This is a genomic window from Sinobacterium norvegicum (assembly GCF_923077115.1).
Classification (GTDB): Bacteria; Pseudomonadota; Gammaproteobacteria; order Pseudomonadales; family Sinobacteriaceae; genus Sinobacterium; species Sinobacterium norvegicum.
The window spans coordinates 1,165,993-1,190,660 of the sequence record NZ_CAKLPX010000001.1; the positions used below are offsets into that span (position 1 = coordinate 1,165,993).

21 protein-coding genes are annotated in these 24,668 nt (G+C 50.3%); 13 read left to right on the plus strand and 8 right to left on the minus strand.

Annotated features, from left to right (window positions below):
- Nucleotides 1–78 precede the first annotated feature (78 nt).
- Nucleotides 79–1,308 (minus strand): multidrug effflux MFS transporter, encoded by a 1,230-nt coding sequence (locus tag L9P87_RS05125; RefSeq protein WP_237443595.1) that lies wholly within the window; start codon nucleotides 1,306–1,308, stop codon nucleotides 79–81.
- A 205-nt stretch (nucleotides 1,309–1,513) separates the two neighbouring features.
- Between L9P87_RS05125 and L9P87_RS05130 the strand changes: the two genes are divergently transcribed.
- Entirely contained in the window at nucleotides 1,514–2,425 is a 912-nt protein-coding gene (locus L9P87_RS05130; RefSeq protein ID WP_237443596.1) for an RT0821/Lpp0805 family surface protein, read from the plus strand.
- 70 nt (nucleotides 2,426–2,495) lie between these two features.
- On the opposite strand, the gene L9P87_RS05135 is transcribed toward L9P87_RS05130, so the two are convergent.
- On the minus strand, nucleotides 2,496–4,136 hold the full coding sequence (locus L9P87_RS05135; protein ID WP_237443597.1) for a succinylglutamate desuccinylase/aspartoacylase family protein: 1,641 nt from the start codon (nucleotides 4,134–4,136) through the stop codon (nucleotides 2,496–2,498).
- Nucleotides 4,137–4,313: 177 nt separating this feature from the next.
- Between L9P87_RS05135 and L9P87_RS05140 the strand changes: the two genes are divergently transcribed.
- From L9P87_RS05140 to L9P87_RS05160, 5 genes are all read left to right on the plus strand, one after another.
- Entirely contained in the window at nucleotides 4,314–5,441 is a 1,128-nt protein-coding gene (locus L9P87_RS05140; protein ID WP_237443598.1) for a site-2 protease family protein, read from the plus strand.
- A gap of 26 nt (nucleotides 5,442–5,467) precedes the next feature.
- Nucleotides 5,468–6,535: a patatin-like phospholipase family protein gene (locus L9P87_RS05145; RefSeq protein WP_237443599.1), complete on the plus strand. Its 1,068-nt coding sequence runs from the start codon at nucleotides 5,468–5,470 to the stop codon at nucleotides 6,533–6,535.
- A gap of 464 nt (nucleotides 6,536–6,999) precedes the next feature.
- Nucleotides 7,000–7,758, plus strand: a complete 759-nt coding sequence (locus tag L9P87_RS05150) for an acetoacetate decarboxylase family protein (RefSeq protein WP_237443600.1) — start codon at nucleotides 7,000–7,002, stop codon at nucleotides 7,756–7,758.
- Nucleotides 7,759–7,933: 175 nt separating this feature from the next.
- Nucleotides 7,934–8,737 (plus strand): hypothetical protein, encoded by an 804-nt coding sequence (locus L9P87_RS05155; RefSeq protein ID WP_237443601.1) that lies wholly within the window; start codon nucleotides 7,934–7,936, stop codon nucleotides 8,735–8,737.
- Between the two features lie 99 nt (nucleotides 8,738–8,836).
- On the plus strand, nucleotides 8,837–9,574 hold the full coding sequence (locus tag L9P87_RS05160) for a hypothetical protein (protein ID WP_237443602.1): 738 nt from the start codon (nucleotides 8,837–8,839) through the stop codon (nucleotides 9,572–9,574).
- A gap of 61 nt (nucleotides 9,575–9,635) precedes the next feature.
- Here the strand turns inward: L9P87_RS05160 and L9P87_RS05165 are convergent, their stop codons facing one another.
- Both L9P87_RS05165 and L9P87_RS05170 read right to left on the minus strand, forming a co-directional pair.
- Complete coding sequence (locus tag L9P87_RS05165) at nucleotides 9,636–10,811, minus strand: lipid-transfer protein (RefSeq protein WP_237443603.1); 1,176 nt, start codon at nucleotides 10,809–10,811, stop codon at nucleotides 9,636–9,638.
- On the minus strand, nucleotides 10,811–11,224 hold the full coding sequence (locus L9P87_RS05170) for a Zn-ribbon domain-containing OB-fold protein (RefSeq protein WP_237443604.1): 414 nt from the start codon (nucleotides 11,222–11,224) through the stop codon (nucleotides 10,811–10,813). The genes L9P87_RS05165 and L9P87_RS05170 overlap by 1 nt, the downstream gene beginning before the upstream one ends.
- Before the next feature lie 568 nt (nucleotides 11,225–11,792).
- On the opposite strand from L9P87_RS05170, the gene L9P87_RS05175 reads away from it, so the two are divergent.
- Nucleotides 11,793–12,704, plus strand: coding sequence for a DMT family transporter (locus tag L9P87_RS05175; protein WP_237443605.1), 912 nt, complete (start codon nucleotides 11,793–11,795; stop codon nucleotides 12,702–12,704).
- Here L9P87_RS05175 and L9P87_RS05180 read toward each other — a convergent pair whose 3' ends face one another.
- The 3 genes from L9P87_RS05180 to oxyR all read right to left on the minus strand — a co-directional run bounded on the left by L9P87_RS05180 (nucleotide 12,705) and on the right by oxyR (nucleotide 16,866).
- On the minus strand, nucleotides 12,705–13,217 hold the full coding sequence (locus L9P87_RS05180; protein ID WP_237443606.1) for an RNA methyltransferase: 513 nt from the start codon (nucleotides 13,215–13,217) through the stop codon (nucleotides 12,705–12,707).
- Between the two features lie 56 nt (nucleotides 13,218–13,273).
- Complete coding sequence (gene ppc, locus L9P87_RS05185; RefSeq protein WP_237443607.1) at nucleotides 13,274–15,916, minus strand: phosphoenolpyruvate carboxylase; 2,643 nt, start codon at nucleotides 15,914–15,916, stop codon at nucleotides 13,274–13,276.
- Nucleotides 15,917–15,978: 62 nt separating this feature from the next.
- On the minus strand, nucleotides 15,979–16,866 hold the full coding sequence (oxyR, locus tag L9P87_RS05190) for a DNA-binding transcriptional regulator OxyR (RefSeq protein WP_237443608.1): 888 nt from the start codon (nucleotides 16,864–16,866) through the stop codon (nucleotides 15,979–15,981).
- 215 nt (nucleotides 16,867–17,081) lie between these two features.
- On the opposite strand from oxyR, the gene ahpC reads away from it, so the two are divergent.
- The gene (ahpC, locus tag L9P87_RS05195) at nucleotides 17,082–17,651 is read left to right on the plus strand and encodes an alkyl hydroperoxide reductase subunit C (protein ID WP_237443609.1); all 570 of its coding nucleotides are present in this window, start codon (nucleotides 17,082–17,084) and stop codon (nucleotides 17,649–17,651) included.
- A 293-nt stretch (nucleotides 17,652–17,944) separates the two neighbouring features.
- Nucleotides 17,945–18,394, plus strand: coding sequence for a GNAT family N-acetyltransferase (locus tag L9P87_RS05200; protein ID WP_237443610.1), 450 nt, complete (start codon nucleotides 17,945–17,947; stop codon nucleotides 18,392–18,394).
- Nucleotides 18,395–18,421: 27 nt separating this feature from the next.
- On the opposite strand, the gene L9P87_RS05205 is transcribed toward L9P87_RS05200, so the two are convergent.
- Entirely contained in the window at nucleotides 18,422–18,730 is a 309-nt protein-coding gene (locus tag L9P87_RS05205; protein WP_237443611.1) for an ArsR/SmtB family transcription factor, read from the minus strand.
- Nucleotides 18,731–18,909: 179 nt separating this feature from the next.
- Here L9P87_RS05205 and L9P87_RS17935 point away from each other — a divergent pair, with 179 nt between their 5' ends.
- From L9P87_RS17935 to L9P87_RS05225, 4 genes are all read left to right on the plus strand, one after another.
- Complete coding sequence (locus L9P87_RS17935) at nucleotides 18,910–19,335, plus strand: VF530 family protein (protein WP_237443612.1); 426 nt, start codon at nucleotides 18,910–18,912, stop codon at nucleotides 19,333–19,335.
- Nucleotides 19,336–19,462: 127 nt separating this feature from the next.
- Nucleotides 19,463–21,070, plus strand: a complete 1,608-nt coding sequence (gene ahpF, locus L9P87_RS05215) for an alkyl hydroperoxide reductase subunit F (RefSeq protein ID WP_237443613.1) — start codon at nucleotides 19,463–19,465, stop codon at nucleotides 21,068–21,070.
- A 297-nt stretch (nucleotides 21,071–21,367) separates the two neighbouring features.
- Nucleotides 21,368–23,461, plus strand: a complete 2,094-nt coding sequence (gene fusA, locus L9P87_RS05220; RefSeq protein ID WP_237443614.1) for an elongation factor G — start codon at nucleotides 21,368–21,370, stop codon at nucleotides 23,459–23,461.
- Between the two features lie 154 nt (nucleotides 23,462–23,615).
- The gene (locus L9P87_RS05225; RefSeq protein WP_237443615.1) at nucleotides 23,616–24,665 is read left to right on the plus strand and encodes a 3-deoxy-7-phosphoheptulonate synthase; all 1,050 of its coding nucleotides are present in this window, start codon (nucleotides 23,616–23,618) and stop codon (nucleotides 24,663–24,665) included.
- Nucleotides 24,666–24,668 lie beyond the last annotated feature (3 nt).

The window sequence follows — 24,668 nt, forward strand, 5'->3', positions numbered from 1 at the left end:
TTAAACCCATTAGATAAGCCAATTATAGCCAGAATATAGTAAGTTATATTGTTCAAAAATCAAATTATTTGCACTTACTTACACAGCTTCTGCCACTGACAAATGCCGGCTTTCACCCCAACGTACAATCAGCAGAGCCGCAAGACAACAAATGCCCAACGAGGCCACAAAGGCCGTCAGAGTACCATCGAAGCTCTGCCCTACCCCGATGCCAATTGGTATCGAGATATAGGTACCCACAGAGCCAACGATACCGGCCCCGATACCAGCAATATGCCCCAGCGGCTGCATCGCAATTGCATTGACATTGCCGAATAACAAACCAATGGCAAAGAAACTGAATAAGAAATAGACCATTGCCATCCACAGCGGCGGGATTCCGTTAAACCACAGGCAGACCCCAAAGAAGCATAACGACAGCAACGTAATAAACAGCATGGCGCCGTGGGATAAAACCTTCATGCCAAAACGCATGACCAGCTTGGCGTTGGTTAATGAGGCCAGACCAACAGAGATTGCCAGTACGGCGAAATACAGCGGAAACTGTTCACCGAGCTGGTAGATATCTTGGAATATCTGTTGCGAGGAACTGAGATAACCTAAGAAGGCACCAGTAAAAAGGCCCGTGGCCACGGTATACGATAAAGCAATGGGATGACGAAGGATTTCAACGGTATGCTTCAGCATTAGTGGCAGAGACATCGGGTGTCGGTTTTCTACCGCCAAGGTCTCCGGCAGCCTGATGGCAAACCACAGACAGACCAATACGGCAATGGCAATATATACCGCAAAAATTAACCGCCAGCTGCCCAGTAATAGTATCAACTGGCCAATACTCGGTGCCACCACCGGCACCAAGATAAAAATGGTCATAATCAACGACATCACCCGAGCCATTTTAACCCCCTCGTACTGGTCGCGTACCAACGCAATAGTGAGTATCCGTGGGGCAGCAGCACCCAGGCCTTGGAGTACACGGGCGATCAACAGGGTATTGAAGTCGGTGGCCAGATAAGCCATCAGGCTGGCGCCAATAAAGACAATGAAACCAATATAGACCACCGGTTTTCGACCCCAACTATCCGACAGCGGCCCATAAATCAGCGTTCCCGTGGCCAAGCCAATAAAGAGGCTCGATATGATGAGTTGAGTATCGTTGCCGTTAACAACACCGAGATCATGCCCCATGGCTGGCAGCGCCGGTAACATCGCATCGATTGACATGGCAACAATCGAGATCATCCACGCCATGAGAATGACAAATTCGCCAAAGCCCATATGACGCTGTGAAGGGTTTGCCTGAGACATAAATACCGCCTTATACACCACCGAAGAGCACGACGGCAAAGATTCCAAAGCAGCATAGTATGGAGACTCGTCTCTAACTACAAGGGTAAGCCGGCGATATATTTTCGCCGCCAGACAATATCCTGCACAATATTCCCTTGCTGTCGGATCGTGCCCCGCAGACATTTTCTGTTACAGTAGATTTTTTACTGATTTAGAGGGTTTTATGGACAGAGCACGTTTATGGACGAGCAGTTTTCTTTCACTCAGTATTATCTGTCTATCCGCGGCATTAGCCTATTTCAGCTATACCGTCATAAGAACCTTAGAAGCAGCGCCTCAGCTCATCCATCAGGCGCAAGATGCCGCCAAGGTAATAGACCCGATACTGTCGGAAGTGACAACAGTCACCACGTTAATACCCCAAATCATCGAAGAGGTCGCCTTGGTACGCGCGCAAATTCCCCCTATATTGCAACAAGTGGAGGCCATACAGCGGCAAATCCCCGAGATTCTCACCGAGATCGAAAAAACCCGTGCCGTCATCCCCTCTATTCTCGCCGAGACTGAGCAGGTCCGATTGACCATCCCGCCGATACTGTCTGAAGTCGCCGGTGTTAGAAAACAAATCCCCAGCATGATTAATGAGTCGGCTGGTTATCGGGCCTTGATTCCTCATATATTGGCAGAGGTTGAAGCCACCCGCGAGATGGTACCGGTCACACTGAACAAGACCGAGTACTTGATTGCTGAGGCAAGAGTCGCTGGGCAAGAAGCCAGCGAGGGCGCAGTGACGGGTTTTTTCACCGGCATTATCAAGGCCCCATTTAAAATGGTCTCTGGCGCCAGTAGTAAAATGATGGCGATTTCTAAAAACCTCAACGACGAGGATGTCGCCCTGCTGACCGGCACGGTAGAAGACTTAATCAACCAGGGAAACATTGGCCAATCAAAGACCTGGAGCAACAAAAAGTCCGGCGTTTCAGGCACTACGACGCTGGCGCGTCAATACAAAAAAGATGGCAAGCAGTGCCGCGTGATCACTCTGACCGCCGCCAAAGCGAACAAACAGCTTGAGAACACCGAGCGTACCATCTGTGTCGATCAAACCGGAGAGTGGAAGATTATTGAAAGCTGACGACGATCCCCCGCAGCCTGACAGTAGTCTGCCAGCGCCCGGATTCACTGCCGGGGGCCAGCGCAAGCACTCAGTGCTCGACGGGATCTGCGATACCGGCATCATTCGACGGCAGGCTATCTCCGTCACCGGGCAACAACGCCTCAGCCGATGCATCAAGAGGGGTTTCGCCCCCCTGGGGCTCCACAGAAAAAGGCCGAGCCGGTTCAGCAGCCTCCTGACTATTGGTGAGCGCCTTATGATCAATCACTGGGCTGGGCTCACTGACATCCTCCTTTGGCGCCTGAATACCGACGTGGTAGGCAGCAAAACCTGGCTGCACCACCTGATTCAATGCCAGGCCTAAAATTCGGCCTCGGTGCTGCGAGCGTATTTGCGTGCTGACATTGGTAATCGGGTCGGTGACCACCCCCAACACCTGCCCCTTATTCACCCGCGAACCCAGCTTTACATTACTGAATAAAATGCCGCCCTGCTCAGCCCGCTCCCAAACAGAGGTATAGTAAACTGGCTCTGGATCACCCCACAAACTAAATTGTTTCAACATACCCAGCTTATTCAGCAGGGTGCGAATCGCCTTGACGCCATGATCAACGGCATCCTTGTCGAGCATCATCGGGCCTCCAGCCTCAAGAGTCACCGCAGGAATGCCAGCCTGCACGGCCGCATAACGCAACGTTCCCTTAGAACCCTCACCGTGCAACACCACGGTTGAGCCAAAGCCCTTGGTAAGTTCAACCACCTGTGGGTTGGTTAGATCCGCACGTAGTTGCGGTAGGTTGGTGCGATAAAAGGAGCCGGTATGTAGATCAACCACCGCATCGCAGTGCAGAATAACCTCGTGGAAAAAAGAGTGGGCAATACGATCCGCGGAACTGCCACTGGTATTGCCAGGGAAGTAGCGGTTCAAATCACGCCGGTCAGTCAGGTAACGTGTGCCCCGATGAAAACCTTGTAAATTAACAATTGGGACACCGACAACTGTGCCGTTCAATTTCTCAATATCGAGGGTGTACATGATTTGTCTTACCATCTCGATACCGTTTAACTCATCACCATGCACTGCCGCTGTCAGACATAAGGTTGGCCCCTTATGTTTGCCATTAACCACCAGCACGGGTGTCGGGCTATACAAGCCAGCAAAGCCTTGACTGGGCTGCCACATTAACCGAGTAGACGTCGCCGGCGGCACCTCCTTACCCAATAAAACAAAGGCTCGACCATCTTCCTCGCTAACCTGAGCAACACTCTCAACAACCGTCACTTCAGCGGCTTGTTCAGTCTCTGTAGCTGGCGATTGCGGTGCTTTTTTGCTGTCAGTAATCGATGCTGGCGCCGGACTCTCAACCGCCATAGGCTTGCCCAAATCGACACTTTCAGCCTGAGGCAACTGCTCAATCACCTGATCGCGCAATGCCTGTACCGTACTGGCCGGATAAGTTGTTTCCGTGGCCAGCTCGGTCGTGATTTCATTAGCAACAGTACTCATACCGGCGGAACCAGCAGTATCATCATTACTTTGCGGTTCAGCCTGGGGGATTTCAATCGCTATCGTACCGCTGGCATTCTCGACAATAATACTGGAAGGCTCAGTGTCACTGCTGCTTTTCTCAGCGGCGGGCATTTCGTTAGCCCTGACACTCAAGGTCAACAATGCCATGATAAAAAGTGGTGTTAGTTTTGCCTTGCCGGACAAAAACGACAAAAACATAGGGGCTCCCAATAACAATGCGTTGAATTGTTGTTCAGCCGCTTTATAAAGCAGCTAAACTTGCGCTGAAGACAGCAGTCCCCTGATTAAAATTAATCATCGGTTACCGATTACACTGCCACGCCGCTATGGGATAATAGCAAAATAAATGTGTGAATTTAGCGACAGAGAATCAACTTGCAACTATTTAACCTCGATTTTTATGGTAAACCACTGATGTTAGAAGCCTCAATGGCTGGCTGGCAACAGCTTAGTTGGGGCGATACGATTATCAGTCAAATCAAAACCCCCAGCGCTGCAACCAACAGCGGCACTATACATCACCGCTTTACCCTGCAACAATTTGGCCAGCAACACCATATCGCAGAAGACGGCCAACACCCCTCGCAGCAACTCGAATGTGAACTGCTGGTTGACTATCAGTGGCAACCGATACTGTTCAAATATCAGCTAAAGGTCGACGGCAACCCCGTTCAGCAGGGCGAGGTGGATCAGCAACAATTGGCGGTGATTCCAGCGCAGCCCCACAATATACCTCGGCCCAAAATGGGTATTATCGGCCTGGCCTCACTGGGATTTAAACTACTCAAGAGCGCCAAAATGATCAAGGTAGTCCTGGCTGGCGCCAGTTTGGCGGCTTACTCTTGGCTGTTTTCGCTGCAATTCGCCGTCGCTTTAATCGCCTGCTTAGTCTTCCATGAATACGGCCATATTCGCGCGATGAAATATTTTGGCATGAGGACTAAGGGCATCTACCTTGTCCCCTTTCTTGGTGGCCTCGCCGTCAGCGATGAGAAAATCAGCAGCCGCTGGCAAGATGTTACCATCTCATTAATGGGGCCTGTTTTTGGTCTCTTGATGGCATTTATCTGCCTGCTGGTTTATTGGCTAACAGATAACATTTTCTTTGCTGGCCTATCAGCTTTTAGCGCCCTGCTTAACCTGTTTAACCTGTTGCCAATACTGCCCCTGGATGGCGGTCATGTGTTGAAGAGCATCAGCTTTTCCATGCACAGCAAAATGGGGTTGGGACTTTGTATTGCCGCCGCCCTCATCGGTGTTTATATCAGCTACGCTCTTAGCCTCAGCTTACTTGGTTTTTTGCTGATTATCGGCACGTTTGAAATTCTCTCTGAGTGGAAACACCGTTATCACACCCACCTCATCCCCCTCGACCGCTATGGGCAAATATTTTCAGCACTGTGGTATTTTCTGACCGTTGCTGGCCTCGTCGCCATCATCCTCTATTTTGCTGGCAGCGGTGATGCTATTCTTGGTCTCCCCCTGCAAGTGTTGCAGAGCTAAATAATGGACAATTGGAGCCAGAATCGATGTCGACTGTTTTTCACCTAAACAACGAAAACATTTCCGTTAGGCGACCACATCGGCAACTGCCCAAAAACCCTCACTTTGCCCTTGTTGCCGAGGGTGGTGGTCAACGAGGAATTTTTACCGCCGGCATTCTCGATGCTTTTTTGGCCCGCGATTTCTCCCCCTTCGACACCCTCGTCGGCACCTCTGCCGGAGCCCAGAATGTCACCAGTTATTTTCTTAAGCAGGCGGGTTTCGCACGAAAAAGCATCTATGAACTCAGCACCCATAAGGAGTTTTTCAAGCCGCGAAACATTTTTAGCGACGACCACAGCATGGACTTAGATTGGTTTTTTGATAACGCCCAACAAGAGTCGAAGAATAGTTTAGGGCTGCCAATTAAACAGCTCAACAACATCCGGCCCGGCCAATTACTAATTGTCGCCTCCGATATCGACAACAAAGAAACTCTGACCTTATGCCCCACTGAACGCAATATATTCCACCTGCTTAAAGCGTCCAGTGCCATTCCATTTCTCTATAAAAGCGGCGTGAAGTATCAGGGCCGAACACTGGTTGATGGCGGTTTGACTGCCCCTATTCCCCTGCAGCAAGCCTTCGACCGGCACGCCAATATTGTGGTGGTTATCCGCACTGTGCCAAGCAATAAAGAAAGCGAATCGTTATGGAAGCAGAAGGCCAGTGATAGCATCAAAGATTTGCTGCCTGAGAATCTAGGCGATAGCTTTAGCAATGCCGTCAGTGAGCATCTACACCTACTGCCAAATATCATCAAAGAAAAAATCGACAGCGCCAAGATGATTAACCCGGTACAGGCGTTTTATGATCGCAACCCACAATACAAGGCGATGTATGATCTGATGAAATTGCACGACAGTCGTTACGACGAGACACTGGCTCTGATTAATCAACCACCAGAGGGTAAGATTGTCATTGAGATTGCCCCTGCCGAGGCATTAGACAGTCGATCTTTAGCCAGTTCGACCAAGGCGTTGGAACAGGATTATCAACTCGGATTAGAAACAGGGCATTATTTTCTCGACAACTTTGCCCATTTTTTTCGCTGAATCCACTCTCGATCAGGACAGGAAAAATAATTCACAGGCAATCAGGGCAACGATGACAACCAGCCCAAACCTGATCAAATTTGTCGACGATTTTTTAGTAATCATAAAACGACTAGTCCTCTCCGCTTCTGTGCTATCGCCAACATCGACGACTTCAGAAACCATTATTGTTATATCTTTAACGGTACAGAAGTCAGCATAGTGTATCTATATTGATTTAAAATTTACCGTTTCGTTAACTTAGCCACAGAGCAACCATGAAACCGCTACTTCGGTTCAAAATCACTCTACAAGAACCATTAACCGGTTAGTCAGTACTTATGCGACTAAAAATACCACTTTATGACAATATATTTAGACTGCTAAAAAGAAGTGAATAACAAAAGCAAATCGGGCTATTCTGTCTGTCATCCAGATGCAGCATCTGTAAAACAACACAATAATAACAACACAAGGAGTTAACCATGGGCCCGCAAAATAATCCCGGTGAAATCACCCAATGGCCAATGCTAAAAATCGCCTATCGTACCGATGCCGATAAAATTGCCGCTTTACTCCCCCCCGGTATCGAGCCGGGCGCAGAGCCAAACGTCTATATCACTATTTATAACTTCCCTGTACAGGGTGAGCCAGAATACGGTTATGTGATCAATGTCGAGGCCAACTACAACGGCATTGCCGGTGAGTATACTTTGGCAATTGGTATTGATCAGGAAAACGCCGTTCACATCAGCCAAGAGCGCTGGGGCCAACCTAAGTTTGTTGCTGCCACACAATTTTATCGTCTAGGCGATATGGTCAAGGCAAAGCTGACCCACCAGGGTTATACCTTCCTAGAGTTTACCGGTCAGGTGACCGATGTCCTGCCAAACGGCGAAGAGTTTGAGCAGAACGAATGGTGGATTAAATCGTCACGCGCCGTCGATCTCTCTCCTGAAAAGTACGATTTCCCTCCCCATGTTGTTCGTGTCTATAGCAAATATGGCACTCAGTTCCAAGAAGCTATTGCCGGCGAATTGAAACTCAGCGACAGCCCTTGGGACCCGATAGCACAACTATTACCCATGCGAGAGCAGCTATCGGCCAAACTGTGGAGCCCAATCTTCCTCGATCGTCGAATTACTCTTGAGGGTGAACTCGACGGCAAAGCCTTCTGGCCACATGCAGACACTATCGGTGGCTCTCGTTGGCCCGGCAGCGAAGGCGGCCCGAAACAAGGCTAAGCCAAAGGCAACGGTGCCGCTCTGAATGCAGCACCGTATTGAACAAGTTACCGGAGCGCCCCTTACGCCTCCGGTGGCTTCTTATCTTTTATCCCTGCTTACAGAACTGCTACACTGCCCTCCTTGCTCCACTCCAGACCGCTGCGATGAACCGACTAAGTGCTAACACTCAATAATGGCTGACGAATACAATCCCCTGTCTCGCTATCAGCGCCTGCGCGCCATCGATGCTGAGTTTTACCATCGCTGCTATTACTGTGGCGACATTGCCAATACTGAAGACTATATTCCGCCGTTAGCCCGCGCCCGCACCCCCGGCAGCTACCCCAATGCACAGTTTTTCATCAGCCCAAGCTGCAGCGAATGCAAGACACTGGGGGGAATAAACCCCCATGTGTCCATTGAACAGCGCGCCAAATATATTCGCCAAGCATTGAAGAAAAAGTACGCTGCCACCTACAAAAAAACCATGTTGTGGAGCCGTGAAGAGGTTGAAACGATGATTGCCGATGACGGCATGACCAATATAACCCGCTCTCTCAAGGCCGTCATCGACATGGAGGAGGACTTACACGGGCGACTACACTTTACTGGTTTCCCCTTAGAAGTTAACGGCAGCCGATACTACAACCCGGCCGAGAGCCCCGGTGACATTACTGTCTTTGGCCAACGTTTCAGCAGCCGAAAGCTGGCCCTTCACAGCCTGGCACAACAATACAGCTGCAAGGTAGAGAAACTGCTGAGTTTGGTTGAAGACTATAAGGGGGACTTCGAGGCGGCGGTACAAGACTTACTCAAACAACAGCAACAATCAATCCAGCAACGGCAAATACGCCAACAAGCCGAACACCTTCACCAGCGTTACAATCAACCCACGCAGTGGCTACAGCGTAGCCTCAGCAGCCTCTGGCAACAACATCCGGAACACAGCATCGAACAAATTAGCCAGCAGCTCGTCGAACGGTACATCAATCGTTAGCTGTTGCAGTAAAAAGCGAGGCCCGTGTTATAGTTAGCGCTTTAGCGTCTGTCTTTTTCTGAGCTACTCTTTGTTTTATTCAACCAATGTTTAAACACTATGTCTTTTATTAAGAATTACAAAGCGTCGATCTTATTGGCTATCGCCATGCTGCCTCTGATCGCTCTGCCGATACTGTATCTGACCTCGGATGACGTGTTGAAATCGCTGGCTAAATACGCCGTTTACCACTCCAATATATCGCGGTGCAGTAACAATAACTTTGTCAATCAGCATTACCGTCAGTCATTAACAAAGGCCACAGGTGGGCGCGAGGCCAGCTGGGGAGATTACCGCCAGAGCATCAGTATTTATTTGCCCAGTACCACCCGGGCAATTCGTTTATATCTCAACGAAAATATCCACCAATATGGCGCATCAACAGTTGTCGATATTGATCCGGATGAAATGATTTGTCGGCTGAGCAACATCTACGATGACAGCATTGGCTTCGATGGCATCGACAGCAAGGGTTTTACCAATAACCTGCCACTGCACCGTCAGTTTGTCAGCCTCACCAACCTCTTCTCCACTCAAACAGGCAGCGAATTTAATTATCGCATTAATCTTAACTGCCCAACCGGCGGTCGAGATTTCAACCAAAATGTCTGGGCCATTGGTCAGATTAATCGCCGCAGTAACCACTGGCAATTTTGGTATGAGTTAGCACCGCTGTTTAATAACAAGCACCCGGATATCAACAAGCAGGCATTGGACAAAGCGTTTCTTGAGTTTGAACCCATCACCAACAGCCCCCGTCAAATTGCCGACCTGACCTGTCTGCTCAGCACACTCTAAGTCGGCTCAACCGTGGTGAATTGATGGTTATATTTAAACGGGCTCTCACCGTTCTATCAGGCTACTCGTCCTGACCAAAAATCACGGCACCGGTCGGCACACCAACACCGCTGGACACTAACACGTGATTAATCGGCTTACTCGGCTGGTTGGTCGACTGACCGCGAATTAACCGCGCCCCCTCGGCGAGATTGTTAACACCGTGAATATACGCTTCTGACAACAAACCGCCGTGGGTATTATTTGGCAAACAGCCCTGACTCGTCAGCGCCCCGCCTTTAATAAAGTCTTTTGCCTCGCCACGACCACAGAAACCAAAGGACTCCAACTGCATTAACACCTCGACGGTAAAGGCATCATAAAGGCAGGTGGCGTCGATATCCTTTGGCGTCAAACCCGACATCTCATAGACCCGCTTAGCCGCCAACTCCATCTCAGGCAGTGACAGTAAGTCATCACGATAGAAGCTGGTCATCTGTTCTTGCCCCCGGGTAGAAGCCTGGCTTACCGCACGAATAATGACCGGCTTTTGCTTTAAGTCCCGTGCTCGCTCCGGCGTGGTGATGAGGAGCGCCACACCACCATCGGTCTCTTGGCAGCAGTCAAAGACCCGCAGCGGGTCGGACACCATTTTCGAATTCATATAATCATCGAGGGTAATCGGCTTGCCATAGCCGGCGGCCACCGGGTTATTGAGGGCATGATTTCGCTGGGCAATAGCAATGGCGGCTAAATCTTCACTGCTGGCGCCATACTCGGCCATGTAGTGACTGCCAATCAGCGCCACCCAGGAAGCCGGCGTTAACATGCCCTGGGACATATACCACGACCAGTGAATCAGGTCGCTGCTGATAATATCCCCCGATACACCCTGCCCCATACGCTGGCCTGAACGACCATTCATCGCCCGCCAAACTACCACATTCTTAGCAGCACCGGTGGCCACAGCCATACAAGCCTGCTGCACCAAACCGACAGCGGCACCGCCACCGTAGTTAATCTTGGCAAACATAGTGAGATCGCCAAGACCGACGGAGCGGGCCAGCTCGACCTCATCGGTTGAGTCGAGGGTAAAAGTGGCCAGACCATCGACCTCGCTGGGGTCTAAACCGGCATCGTCTAAGCAGTTCCTCACCGCCTCGGATGCCAGCGCCAACTCAGAGACACCAGAGTTTTTACTGAAGGTTGTCTGACCAATACCGGCAATTGCCGCTTCATTATTCAGTGTGATAGGCATTACTTATCTCCTTTCACCGGGCAAAATACCGGTATCTTGAAGCCGTCATCGTCCTGCTGAAAGCAGACGCTTATTGGCATGCCGCGACGGATCTCATCGGGATCACAATCAATAATTTCGGCAATATAACGGGTCCCCTCAGCCAACTGGCCCAATACCACGGGTAATGGGTAGCGGTAACCTGGGAACTGTGGGTGGCGTAATACGGTGAAACTGACCACTGTCGCCGCACCGCTGGCCTCGATAAAATCCCACTCCATCGAGCGACATTTATCACACATTGGCCTAGGTGGATGGCGCAATACCTGGCAACCACCACAGCGCTGGATGACCAGTTTATCTTCGGCGGCTTGCTGCCACCACCAGGCATTATCGTGCCCCATAGGGGGTTTAATTCTTCCGGGCTTGCTCATTATCATGACCTCAAAAATACTTGCCCGCACTGTAGCAAGTCACCAATAAGTAAGCGACATTCTTTTGGGGGATAAACACACTTTAAATGTGATCACACCCATATGTCATCACAGACAACCTGCGACGACGACCAGCTCGACAATGAGATACCTACCAGCGAAAGGTCGGTGACGACAAAAACGTAGAAACAATTACCACACAAGCCATTGAAAAAATATCCTAGAGAAATCAAAAATATAAAAACTCAAAAATACTTAACAGCATACTTAGCGAAGAATAAACTGATAAAATAAACAGTTATTAACTACAAAAAACAGTGAAATCACATCAACACCTTTAACAGACTAAAACAAAATATAAAAACCCATGACAAAGCCATCAGACAATGACTTGCATTTTCCTCACCGAAGAAAAATTTAATAACGCCGCTTAGATCCTCAGTACCGTACCGTGGTAGCAATGGCTGAAATTTACCCGCTGTTAACGACCACGTTTACCACAACCATCCCCTAGTGGCCTCATCTCGCAGCTGCTATAGTCACTGCTTTACACCGAACGGTTGCCGACATGAATCCAGCACTCTATATGATCACAGTTCTTATCTGGGGTTCGACCTGGCTGGCGATATACTTTCAGCTCGGCGAAGTCGCCGTCGTGGTATCGGTGTTTTATCGCTTTGCCTTGGCCGCCCTGCTATTAATGACTACCATGGCGCTGCTGGGCAAACTACAAAAGACCACCCCCCGCGACCATGCCTTTATGGTGCTGCAGGGGGGCTGTTTATTCTCGTTTAACTTTCTGTGTTTTTACAATGCCACCGAATCGATTGCCAGCGGTTTATTATCGGTGGTTTTTTCGCTGGCCACAGTGTTCAATGCCATCAACGGCAGGCTGATCTGGGGCGATGCTATACCGCGCCGAGTCATCGTTGCCGGCACGGTCGGCTTTGTTGGTTTACTGCTGTTATTTTGGCCGGAGTTTGCCGGTCAACAAATCGATGCCGCCGTTATCCGCGGCATTGGGCTGGCGACACTGGGCACCTACTTTTTCTCACTCGGCAATATGATTTCACGTCGCCATGGCAGCAAGGGCCTTCATCCGCTCACTACGAACAGCTATGCCATGTGTTATGGCGCGATGATTTTAGCCTTGATTGTCTGGCTCAGCGGAGAGAGCCTCAGCCTGCCGACAACAGCCTCCTATTATTGGGCGTTAATTTATCTCAGCGTTTTCGGCTCTGTCGTCGCCTTTACCACCTATCTGATGCTGATCGACCGTCTAGGCGCTAACAAGGCCGCCTATACCACGGTGATTTTCCCACTGATTGCGCTGGTACTCTCGTCGATTTATGAGGGCTATCAATGGCAATGGATGGCCGTGCTCGGACTGAGCTTGGCTATCCTGGGGAATATTATTATTGTGACCAACAGGGAGAGTCTGAGCCGTTTTCAGCAGGCCCTTAACAGACTAACGAGCTAACTATTTAGTCTTTACCTGTACTGTATTATTGCGATCTCGATTCTGGCGAATGACATCGTCACCGACCACCGTCTGCTGGTTCTTTGCTAATCGGTCGTAGAGTAGAACATTGACCGTGGCCGCCATATTCATACAGCCAACCGTCGGAATATACACCACCGCATCGGCCTTATCGATAATCGGCTGTTTAATAGTGCTGTCCTCGGGGCCAAAGATATAGATCGCCTTATCGGGGTGTTCAAAAGCAGGCAGCGGCGTCGCGCCGACCACCAATTCAACACAGACAATACTGATGTCATCGGCCAAATCGTCGAGCAGCGATTGCTGCTTGATCAACGGTATTTTCGCACCGGCCTTTTGGGTATCGGTCTGATGCTTGGCGGCATTGTCATAGCGGTCGCCGGTATAGCGGATTTCATCGGCACGGTAGCAGCCACAGGCGCGCATCACTGCACCGACGTTGGTGACACTCTTGGGGTTGGTCAAACCAATAATTACTTTTTCATCACTCATTACAAAAACATCTCAACATTTATAACAGCCCTGCGGGCAGGGCTAACTTTCGATCTCTAACCGGTATTGCGCAAGCCTGCGGCAATGCCGGCAATCGTCGCCATAATCGCCCGCTCCAGCTGCGGGTCGGGGTGGGCGCGATTGCGTCGTAACAACTCTGCCTGCAACAGGTTTAACGGGTCGACATAGGTATTGCGAAACTGCACCGAGTCACGCACCATCGGCAAGTCTTCCATCAGACTGCCGTCGTTAGTAATCGATAACACCGTATCGATATTTTGTAGCAGCTGCTGCCGAAGTTGATCACCAAGGTATTGCAGGTCCGCGTCGACTAACACGCTGTCATAGTGTGATGAAAGCTCGATATCTGCCTTGGCAAACACCATTTCTAACATCGAGACACGGGTTGAAAAGAACGGCCAGTCTCGGCACATTTCCTCTAACAGTTTCTGTTGGCCATTGTCGATCGCCTTGCCAAGCGCCTGGCCTGCACCCAGCCACGCGGGTAGCATTAGGCGATTTTGACTCCAGGCAAAAATCCACGGTATCGCCCGTAACGACTCGATGCCACCGTTGTTGCTGCGTCGAGAAGGACGAGAACCCAAGGGGAGCTTACCCAGCTCTTGCTCCGGCGTTGCCTGACGAAAATAACGCACAAAGTTTTCATCGTCACGAACGAAGCTGCGATAGGCGGCACAGGAGTCATCGGCCAACTGTTCAATCAATGCCCGCCACTGGGCTTTTGGCGCCGGCGGTTTATCGATATTAGCCTGTAATATTGCGCTGGTATAAAGCGCGAAACTCTTGATCGCTATCGGGCTGAGACCGAGCTTGGCGCGAATCATCTCGCCCTGCTCGGTTACTCTTAAGCCGCTTCGCAATGAACCCGGCGGCTGCGATAACAGTGCGGCATGCGTCGGCGCACCGCCGCGACCAATGGTGCCACCACGACCATGGAATAACATCAGCGACACCTTGGCCTTATCGCAGACTTCGAGCAATAACTCCTGTGCTCGATACTGCGCCCAGCCGGCGGCTAATACGCCAGCATCCTTGGCTGAATCAGAATAACCGATCATCACCATTTGGTAGCCATCGATATACCCCTTATACCAAGGGATATTGAGTAACTGCTCAATCACATCGGCGGCGTTATTTAAATCTTCCAGGGTTTCGAATAAGGGCGCCACCGGCATGACATATTGACAGCCAGACTCCTTCAATAGCAGGTGCACGGCTAATACGTCAGACGGGACCTTGGCCATCGAGATCACATAGCCACCAAAACGGTCGATCGAGTTTTCTGCCACCACGCGGCAAGTCTCCAACACCTCGGCCACCTCGGCCGAAGGCTGCCACTGGCGGGGAAATAACGGACGCTTGCTTTGTAGCTCAGCCAGTAAAAAAGTCTGTCTATCCCCCTCACTCCATTCGTTATAATCACCCAGACCAAGGTAACGGGTTAATTCTGCAAAACAAGCACTGTGTCGGCTGCTCTCTTGGCGAATATCCAGCTTCACTAAATTTGTGCCGAAGCAGCGAACACGCCGCAGCAAGTCTAACAATTTACCATTGGCGATAATTGACATACCGCTGTCCAGCAACGACTGATAACAGCGGTGCAGTGGTAGCCAAAGCTGATCGATGTGCTCTAAGGTCTCGCCACCCTCGTAGCTATGTCCACGCAACAACGCATCGGTTTTTTGCAGCGTGTTATTGAGGATACGACGCAGCGATTTCATCACCGCGCGATAGGGTTCACTGCTATTATCGGTCATCGCAGCCAATGCTTCACTACAGGCTGACATCGATAACTCGTCGACTAAATCAACAATATCATTGAGGTATAAATCGGCCATTTTCCAGCGGTAGATCAACAACACCTTGCGAGTAATATCCGCCGTGACATTCGGGTTACCATCACGGTCGCCGCCCATCCATGAGACAAAGGAGATCGGCGCCGCTGTTATCGGTAAATCGATGTCGTAGGCTTCTTTAGCCGTGCTCTGTAACCGACGAATATAATCGGGCACCGCCTGCCATAATGAGTTTTCCAACACCGCCATACCCCACTTAGCCTCATCCAGTGGGCTGGGTTTATCCTGGCGGAATTCATCGGTATGCCAAATCTGTGCAATTAATTCTTCCAACCGTTGTGCTCGCGCGCTCTGCTCTCTGTCGGTGTAACCAGTGAGTTCGATATCGCCTAGGCAAGTATCAAGTTCAGTGTATTTATGAATCAGGCTACGGCGGGTGATCTCTGTTGGGTGAGCGGTTAATACCAGTTCGATATTGAGGTTTTCTATTTGTTTAGCGACCTCATTCGCACTGACGCCCTGTTGTTTTAAATCTGAAAATAAAGACTTTAACGTTTCTGTCGATGATAGTTCATCGGCCATCTCCCGGGATATTGCGTGATGCTGATCGGAAATATTGACCAAATTCAAGAACTGACTAAAGGCCCGGGCCACCGGTAACAATTCTTCATTATCGAGCTGCTGCAAAACCGACAACAGCTCGTGACGGTCAGCGTCGTTATCTGCACGCGCCGTCTTCGCAAGATTACGAATCGTTTCAATCTTGCTTAACAAGGCTTCGCCGTGACTATTACTCACCGCCTGCCCTAGCATGCGCCCTAAGTTATCAACATTATGGCTAAGTGCTTGGCTGATTGTTTCTGAGTTTTTATTGATCGTCATCGTCATACTCTCTTTCACATTACTCAATCGGTATACGTTATCGCCTTGTGGAATACGACAACTTAACGGTTATTCATTGAGGCTCTTATCGAGGCAACTATCTCTCGTACACAGGTCATTCTCGGGTAGTTGGGACGAACAACCAGGGCTATCTCACGCATCGGTTCAGGCTGTTTAAAGGCTCGATAGTCAATCAACCCCGACTGGTCCTGTGCCGCCAACTGCGGCATCAAAGTAATCCCCAAACCATTGCCGACCATATAGCGTAGCGTCTCAAGGCTGGTCGCACGGAAGCGGCTATCTTCCTCGGCGCCGGCACTGAAACAAAAACCCATCGCCTGATCACGCAAACAGTGCCCATCTTCAAGCGTTAACACCTGCTCGCCATTTAAATCACTCAACTCTACGATCTGTTTACTGCTCAGAGGGTGGGTGGGCGGCATTGCCAACACCAGTGCTTCCTCGAATAAATCATAGCGCTCAAACCCTTCCATCTCATTGAGCCAGGGCAGAATCAACACATCCATTCTCCCCTCGTCCAGCTCTTTCAACAACACATTGGTGTGCTCCTCGTGCAGAAAGAAATTGACCTCCGGCAGACGTTGACTGAGATCGGACATAATAAAAGGGAGTAAATATGGGGCCAGCGTTGGGATGAGCCCAACATGCAGATCACCGGATAATGGGTTGCAGAGGGCCTTGGCCTGCTGCTCGAAATCGCTGGCCGCCTGCAATACAACCTTGGCCTGTATTACCAACTCCTCGCCCGCCGGTGTTAACATCACATTGCGGCGATGGCGCTCAACCAGCGTAATACCAATTTGCTCTTCCAGTTTCATCAACTGGCCACTCAGCGTTGGCTGGCTGACAAAACACGATTCCGCCGCCTGGCCGAAGTGCCGGTATTGATCAATGGCGATCAGATACTCTAAATCTCTCAGTTTAATCATTGTCTCTGCTCTTATTGTCGAGTCTACGCGACAGCCATTGGCAGACGTTCATGCGTGGTGTCACAGCACAGCATGCCATAATTCTTTAATAGTCAAAACCTATTATATTAATAAGAACTATCAATTATACCTATATCAATGTTTTACCTATTATAACCCCAACAGCAACAAATGCTGCTTTCAAAATCAGTTACTGCCGATCCAAGGGGAATTACATGTACAAGTCAATTATCAACTCTACTGTTCAGCCATTCAGCGCCACCGCCTTCCACAACGGCGACTTTATCGATGTCTCTGATGCCGACCTTAAAGGCAAATGGGCCGTCGTTATGTTCTATCCCGCCGATTTCACCTTTGTCTGCCCCACCGAGCTCGGTGATATGGCCGACCACTATGAGCAGCTTCAGGGCATGGGCGTAGAGGTATACTCGGTCTCTACCGACACGCACTTCACTCACAAAGCATGGCACGACAGCTCAGACACGATTAACAAGATCAACTTTCCAATGATTGGCGACCCTACCGGTGCCATCTCTCGTAATTTTGGCGTTCTGATTGAAGAAGAAGGCTTAGCGCTTCGAGGCACCTTCGTCATCAACCCAGAAGGTGAGATCAAAGTCGCTGAAATTCATGACCTCGGTATTGGTCGCTCAGCGAAAGAGCTTGTTCGCAAAGTACAGGCTGCACAGTATGTCGCCGAACACGATGGAGAGGTTTGTCCTGCGGCATGGCAGCCCGGTGAGGAAACCTTGGCACCATCGCTGGATTTGGTTGGCAAAATTTAAGCCAGAACAGGCTGACACTTTAGCCCTGGTGATTGGCTCTGCCTGTCATTGGGGCTTTTTCGTATGTGACAAATATCGCATGACTGCCGACGGCAACTTGCACACGCAACCGCTGTGTTCGAGCGACTGATATAACTGGCAGTTAAATGTTTAAACACTCCACAGAGGTTTTAGTCGTTATTGCTAGTGCAGCCGTCAGTTTATCCCACCCATGGCACACCCCGTTAGGGGAGAAATGTTGTCGCCAGCTTTGCGCTATGCTTTAACAAAATAAATACATAACAGGACTACCCATGGATATTATTAACGCCGACGCGTCTCATATCGAGCAATTGGCACCGCTGTTCGACCTCTACCGCCAATTCTATCAATGCCCTGCCGATGCCGAGCTGGCAAAACAATTTATCAGTGATCGCATCAACAATAATGAGTCGCGAATTTTTGTCGCCGACGACGGCGGGATACTGCAGGGCTTTGTCCAGCTTTACCCCTCTTTTTGCTCCGTCGACGCCATCAAAATCTACATACTCTATGATTTATATGTCGCCAAGAGTGGCCGCGGCAAGGGTGTTGGTGAGGCTCTGATGAACAGGGCAAAGGCTTTTGCGACGGAAAATGGCGCCGGTCGCATCGACCTGGAAACCGCATTCGACAACAACGTGGGGCAACGCCTTTACGAGAAATTAGGCTATAAGAGAGTGTTGGAAGATTTTCACACTTATTCACTCCCCCTCGACCGCTGAAATCGGTGGGGGCATTGGTACCAGTTGTTACGACGCCAGTGGCTCCGCCCCACCATCGAGACAACATTCATCCTGCAAGAAACACATCACCTGCTCCAGTTGCTCAAAGCCTGCAACACAAAACAGCACCCGGCCCTCTCGACGCTGACTGACCAAACCTGCCGACACCAAACCCGAAATATGATGCGACAACGTTGAACCAGGAATGCCTAGTTGCTGCTGTATATCACCCACTGGCAAACCCTGGTAGCCCGACCTAACCAGCTGCTTAAAAATCGCTAAGCGGGTCGGATGCCCCAGCTCCTTTAACGCCTTGGCTGCGCTGTCAATATCCATTTCAACCCTCCTCTTTACTGATATTTCGATAATACCAGAACTATCTTTTGATCGGTAGTTTTGCGATTGACAGTATCCACAGACTGCGCACTTTTTTAGCTTTCGCGATAGCCCTCTGACGGTGTTATAATTCACTATACCCCTCCAATAAGCCTCTGCAGCCGTTAACAGGAAGTACCATGACCGATATCGCACTCCAACAAAATAATCCTCTTCACGGAGTAAAGTTGGACGATTTACTGGCTGACTTAGTCGAATACTATGGCTGGGATGTACTGGCCGACGCCGTCAACATCAACTGCTTTAAGAGCAACCCCAGTATTGATTCGAGCCTGAAGTTTCTGCGTAAGACCGTCTGGGCAAGAGAAAAACTGGAGAGCTTTTATCTCTACCGCTTTAAAAACCTCCCACTGGCGCCAGAGTCTGATTTAGAGATCCCCCCCCGTGACCGCATCATCCCCTTTGAACAACAACCTGGTGAACCTGCCGTCGTTATCCCTCGCCAGCGCAAGCCTAAGGTTGAGCCTGTCGATGACAACCCTTGGCAGGGTTCTGACCAGGCGGAGCCAGGCGTCGATACCTGGGCCCAGTTTCGCAAGAAGTGACCTAAACAACCAATTTAGCTATCGCCAAAACCTATCGAAACAATAAATAATAACGATTTAAGCTATTAACAAGGTCGCTCTACACTGGCTGCAATTCATCAAACAGCAGCCAGTAAGGACGATTCCTATGTTATCTCCCGCACTCAATAGCCAACTCACAGAACAGCTCGCCAACTACCTACAACACTTGAAAACACCGGTCGAGTTAATTGCCTTCACCGATAACAGCGAAAAATCACTTGAGCTTAACAGCCTGGTTAACGAGATTGCCGCACTATCCAGCCTGGTCAACATCGTCACCGCCGACAGCGACGGCGAACGACTACCCAGCATGATGGTACGTTCGGCAGCCACCGGCTCCGAAATTCGTTTTGCCGGCCTGCCCATGGGGCATGAATTTACCTCTTTAGTGCTGGCACTATTGCACTGCGGCGGCCACCCGATGAAGATTGAGCCCGAGCTGATCGAACAGGTTCGCAATCTTGACGGTGAATTCCATTTCGAAAGCTATATCTCTCTGAGCTGTCAGAATTGCCCCGACGTGATTCAGGCGCTCAACATGATGGCGGCGATCAACCCACAGATCACCCATGTGATGATCGATGGGGCGCTGTTTCAACAGGAAGTCGACAAACGCAACATCATGGCTGTGCCCAGCGTGTTTCTCAACGATCAATCCTTTTCTCAGGGGCGTATCAGTCTCGCTGAAATCGTCGCAAAAATTGACCGTGGCGCCGGTGCCAAGCAAGCTGCTGACATCGACCAAAAAGAAGCCTTCGATATGCTTGTCGTCGGTGCAGGCCCGGCCGGCGCATCGGCAGCTATCTATAGCGCACGCAAGGGTATTCGTACCGGCATTATCGCCGACCGCTTTGGCGGTCAGGTCATGGACACCGTCGGCATCGAGAACTTCATCTCGGTCAAGGCGACAGCAGGCCCCAAGTTGGTCGCCAGCCTGGAAGAGCATGTGCGCGATTATAATGTCGACATTATGAGCAACCAAACCGTCAGCAATATAGTGGCGGCAAAAGAGGTGGGCGGCCTGATCGAAATTGAATTGCAAAGCGGTGCCAAGCTGAGCAGTCACTCGGTGATTATGGCCACCGGTGCGCGCTGGCGCGAGCTCAATGTGCCCGGCGAACAGCAGTACCGCGGCAGCGGCGTCGGGTTTTGCGTGCACTGTGACGGCCCGCTGTTTCAAGGGAAGTCAGTCGCCGTCGTGGGTGGTGGCAACTCCGGCATCGAAGCCGCCATCGATTTAGCTGGTATTGTCGAGCATGTCACGGTACTTGAGTTCAGCGATAAGCTGTTGGCCGATGATGTCCTCATCCAGCGAGCAAACAACACAGCCAATATCGATATCGTCTTGCAGGCAGAAACCACCGAAGTGGTTGGCGACGGCAGCAAGGTGACTGGCCTACGCTATCTCGACCGCGACAGTGGTGTGCAGCAGCATATAGCTCTGGCCGGGGTCTTTGTGCAAATTGGCTTAGTCCCTAATACGGATTTTATTCAGGGCACTATTGAATTGACCCGCCGCGGTGAGATCATCGTCGATGAGCGAGGTGAAACGTCAATGGCTGGAGTTTTTGCCGCCGGCGATGTGACGACAGCACCCTATAAGCAGATTATTATCGCCATGGGTTCTGGTGCCACCGCCGCACTCGGCGCCTTCGACTATATGATGAGAAACCCGCTGCTTAAGACGACAGCGACAGAAAGTCGTGCCGCTTAGGGAAAACGCCTGATTTTCGCCAATCCATCCCGAACAGTCCGCCGCAACCCACGTTGACGGCGGTTTTTTCTCGAAGCCGCCATAAAAAAAAGATATAAACAAACAATATCAACACGTTAAGCAAACAGAAAAGGACTTTCTTGATAGATTTTTTTGTCCTAAAAACGTCTTTTCAAGCTGCTGAGAACCAACATTCAAGATTATTTATCAAGGAAAGTGAGAAAAGCATAATAATCTGTCCAAACTATTGGTATAATCCCCGCGATTTTTTCCGACTGCAATCTATAGAGTATAACCATGGCAGATTTATCGAAATACAGAAATATTGGTATCTTCGCCCACGTTGATGCCGGTAAGACGACAACAACTGAGCGAATCCTGAAACTTACCGGTAAAATTCACAAGACCGGTGAAGTACATGACGGTGAATCTACCACCGACTTCATGGAACAGGAAGCTGAGCGAGGCATTACTATCCAGTCAGCAGCGACTACCTGTTTCTGGAAAGATCACCGCATGAACATCATCGATACTCCAGGCCACGTTGACTTCACCGTTGAAGTTTATCGCTCGCTTAAAGTATTGGATGGCGGCGTCGGTGTATTCTGTGGTTCAGGCGGTGTTGAGCCTCAGTCAGAGACTAACTGGCGCTACGCGAACGACTCAGAAGTCGCTCGTATTATCTTCGTTAACAAGCTAGACCGCATGGGTGCAGACTTCCTACGCGTTGTTGGCCAGGTAGAGAAAGTATTGGGTGCAAACCCAATGGTTATGACTCTGCCTATCGGTATCGAAGAAGACTTTAAAGGCCTTGTAGACATTCTATCTCGCACAGCCTACGTGTGGGATGACTCAGGTCAGCCTGAAAACTTCGAAACCATCGACATTCCAGCCGACATGGTTGACCAAGTCGAAGAGTATCGTGAGAAGCTGATCGAAATGGCCGTTGAACAAGACGACGACCTAATGATGATGTACATGGACGGCGAAGAGCCCTCCATGGAAGACATCAAGCGCTGTATCCGTAAGGGTACCCGCACCATGGACTTCTTCCCGACTTACTGTGGCTCTGCGTTCAAGAACAAAGGTGTACAGCTGATTCTTGATGCTGTTATCGACTATCTTCCGTCGCCAACTGAGGTTGACCCTCAGCCATTAACCGACGAAGAAGGCACACCAAACGGTGAGGTTGCATTGGTTACACCAGACGCACCCTTCCGCGCACTGGCGTTTAAGATCATGGATGACCGTTTCGGCGCCCTGACCTTTATCCGTATATACTCTGGCGTACTGAACAAGGGTGACACCATCCTTAACTCGTTCACCGGTAAGACTGAGCGTATTGGCCGTATGGTTGAGATGCACGCCGATGAACGTACCGAATTGAGCAGCGCTCAGGCCGGCGACATCATCGCCATCGTTGGCATGAAGAATGTACAGACTGGTCACACACTGTGTGATCCTAAGCACGAATGTACACTTGAGCCTATGGTCTTCCCTGAGCCAGTCATCTCTATCTCTGTCACGCCTAAAGACAAAACTGGCATCGACAAGATGGGTATTGCCATCGGTAAGATGGTTGCAGAAGATCCTACTTTCTTGGTTCACACCGACGAAGAGTCTGGTCAAACCATCCTACGCGGCATGGGTGAACTTCACCTAGACATCAAGGTTGATATCTTGAAGCGTACTTACGGCGTTGATCTAGAAGTTGGCGAGCCAATGGTTGCCTACCGCGAGACCATCACCCAAGAAGTTGACGACAGCTACACTCACAAGAAGCAGTCTGGTGGTTCTGGTCAGTACGGTAAGATCGACTATATCATCAAGCCCGGCGAGCCAGGCACTGGCTTCACTTTCAGCTCTAAGGTTGTTGGTGGTAACGTACCGAAGGAATTCTTCCCAGCTGTTGAGAAGGGTTTCAATAGCATGATGGACACTGGTCCTCTTGCTGGCTTCCCAGTACTCGATGTTGAAGTCGTACTTTACGATGGTGGCATGCACGCGGTTGACTCCTCGGCTATCGCTTTCGAAATCGCTGCTAAAGGCGCTTTCCGTCAGTCTATGCCTAAGGCCGGTCCTCAGTTGATCGAACCTATCATGGCTGTTGACGTGTTCACACCTGATGACAACGTGGGTGATGTTATCGGCGACCTTAACCGTCGTCGCGGCATGATCAAAGACCAAGAAGCGGGTGTTTCTGGCGTTCGTATCAAGGCAGACGTTCCACTATCGGAAATGTTTGGCTACATCGGACACCTACGTACCATCACTTCAGGCCGTGGTCAGTTCTCTATGGAGTTCTCACACTACAGCTCTTGCCCTCAAAACGTAGCTGAAAAAGTTATCGCTGAAGAGAAAGAGCGTCAGGAAGCTAAGAACAAGAAGTAACTCTCTGCTCCCTCGACAAAAAAGCCCGAGCCTAAACCCTCGGGCTTTTTTGTGGCCGTCAGAAAGCAAAAAAAATCGACAAAAGCCCCGCGACAACGCCCATCACAGCTGGGCTATGGTAGTATTTAGCCATTGCAAATAATTAGGTTTACCGATGAAGTCCACCGACGATGTACGTATCAACGAATTAAAAGAATTAATCTCACCTGAACAGCTGATCGAACAACTACCGGTCAGCGAACCAGCCGGCAGCGTAGTCAATCAGGCCCGCAATACCATTCACAATATTTTGCACGGCAAGGATGATCGCCTGCTAGCCATTGTTGGCCCCTGCTCTATTCATGACCCTGGCGCCGCAATCGAATACGGCAAGCAGCTCAAAGCCCTGCATGATGAGTTGATTGACGACGTCTTCATTGTGATGCGCGTCTACTTTGAAAAGCCCCGTACCACTGTCGGCTGGAAAGGCCTGATCAACGATCCCGATTTAGACGACAGCTTCCAAATCAATAAAGGTCTGCAGATTGCCCGCAAGTTATTACTCGACTTAGGTAATATGGGCTTGGCCGCCGGCAGCGAATACCTCGATTTAATCAGTCCACAGTATATTGCCGACTTGATTTCCTGGGGCGCCATCGGTGCTCGTACCACCGAGAGCCAAACACACCGCGAACTAGCCTCTGGTCTATCCTGCCCCGTCGGCTTCAAAAACGCCACCGATGGCGATATTCAGGTTGCCATCGATGCCATTAACTCAGCCTCACAACCACACAATTTTTTGTCGGTAACCAAGGGCGGCCGCTCAGCCATTTTTAACACCACCGGCAATGAAGACTGCCACGTCATCCTACGCGGTGGCAAACACCCTAACTACGACATGTTCTCAGTCGACGACACCTCTTCGATGCTGACCAAATCCGGCCTGGCACCACGCATTATGATCGACGCCAGCCATGCCAATAGTCGCAAAATACCTGCTCGCCAGATCGATGTCAGCAACGATATCGCCAATCAGGTAGCCAAAGGCAACGACGCAATCTTTGGCGTCATGATCGAGAGCAATATTGTTGAAGGCCGCCAAAACGTCGTTGATGGACAACCACTTACCTATGGCCAATCCATTACCGACCCCTGCATCAACATCGATGATACCGCCGCGGCGCTGCGCAACCTCGCCCAGGCTGTGCAGGAACGTCGCGGCTGATAC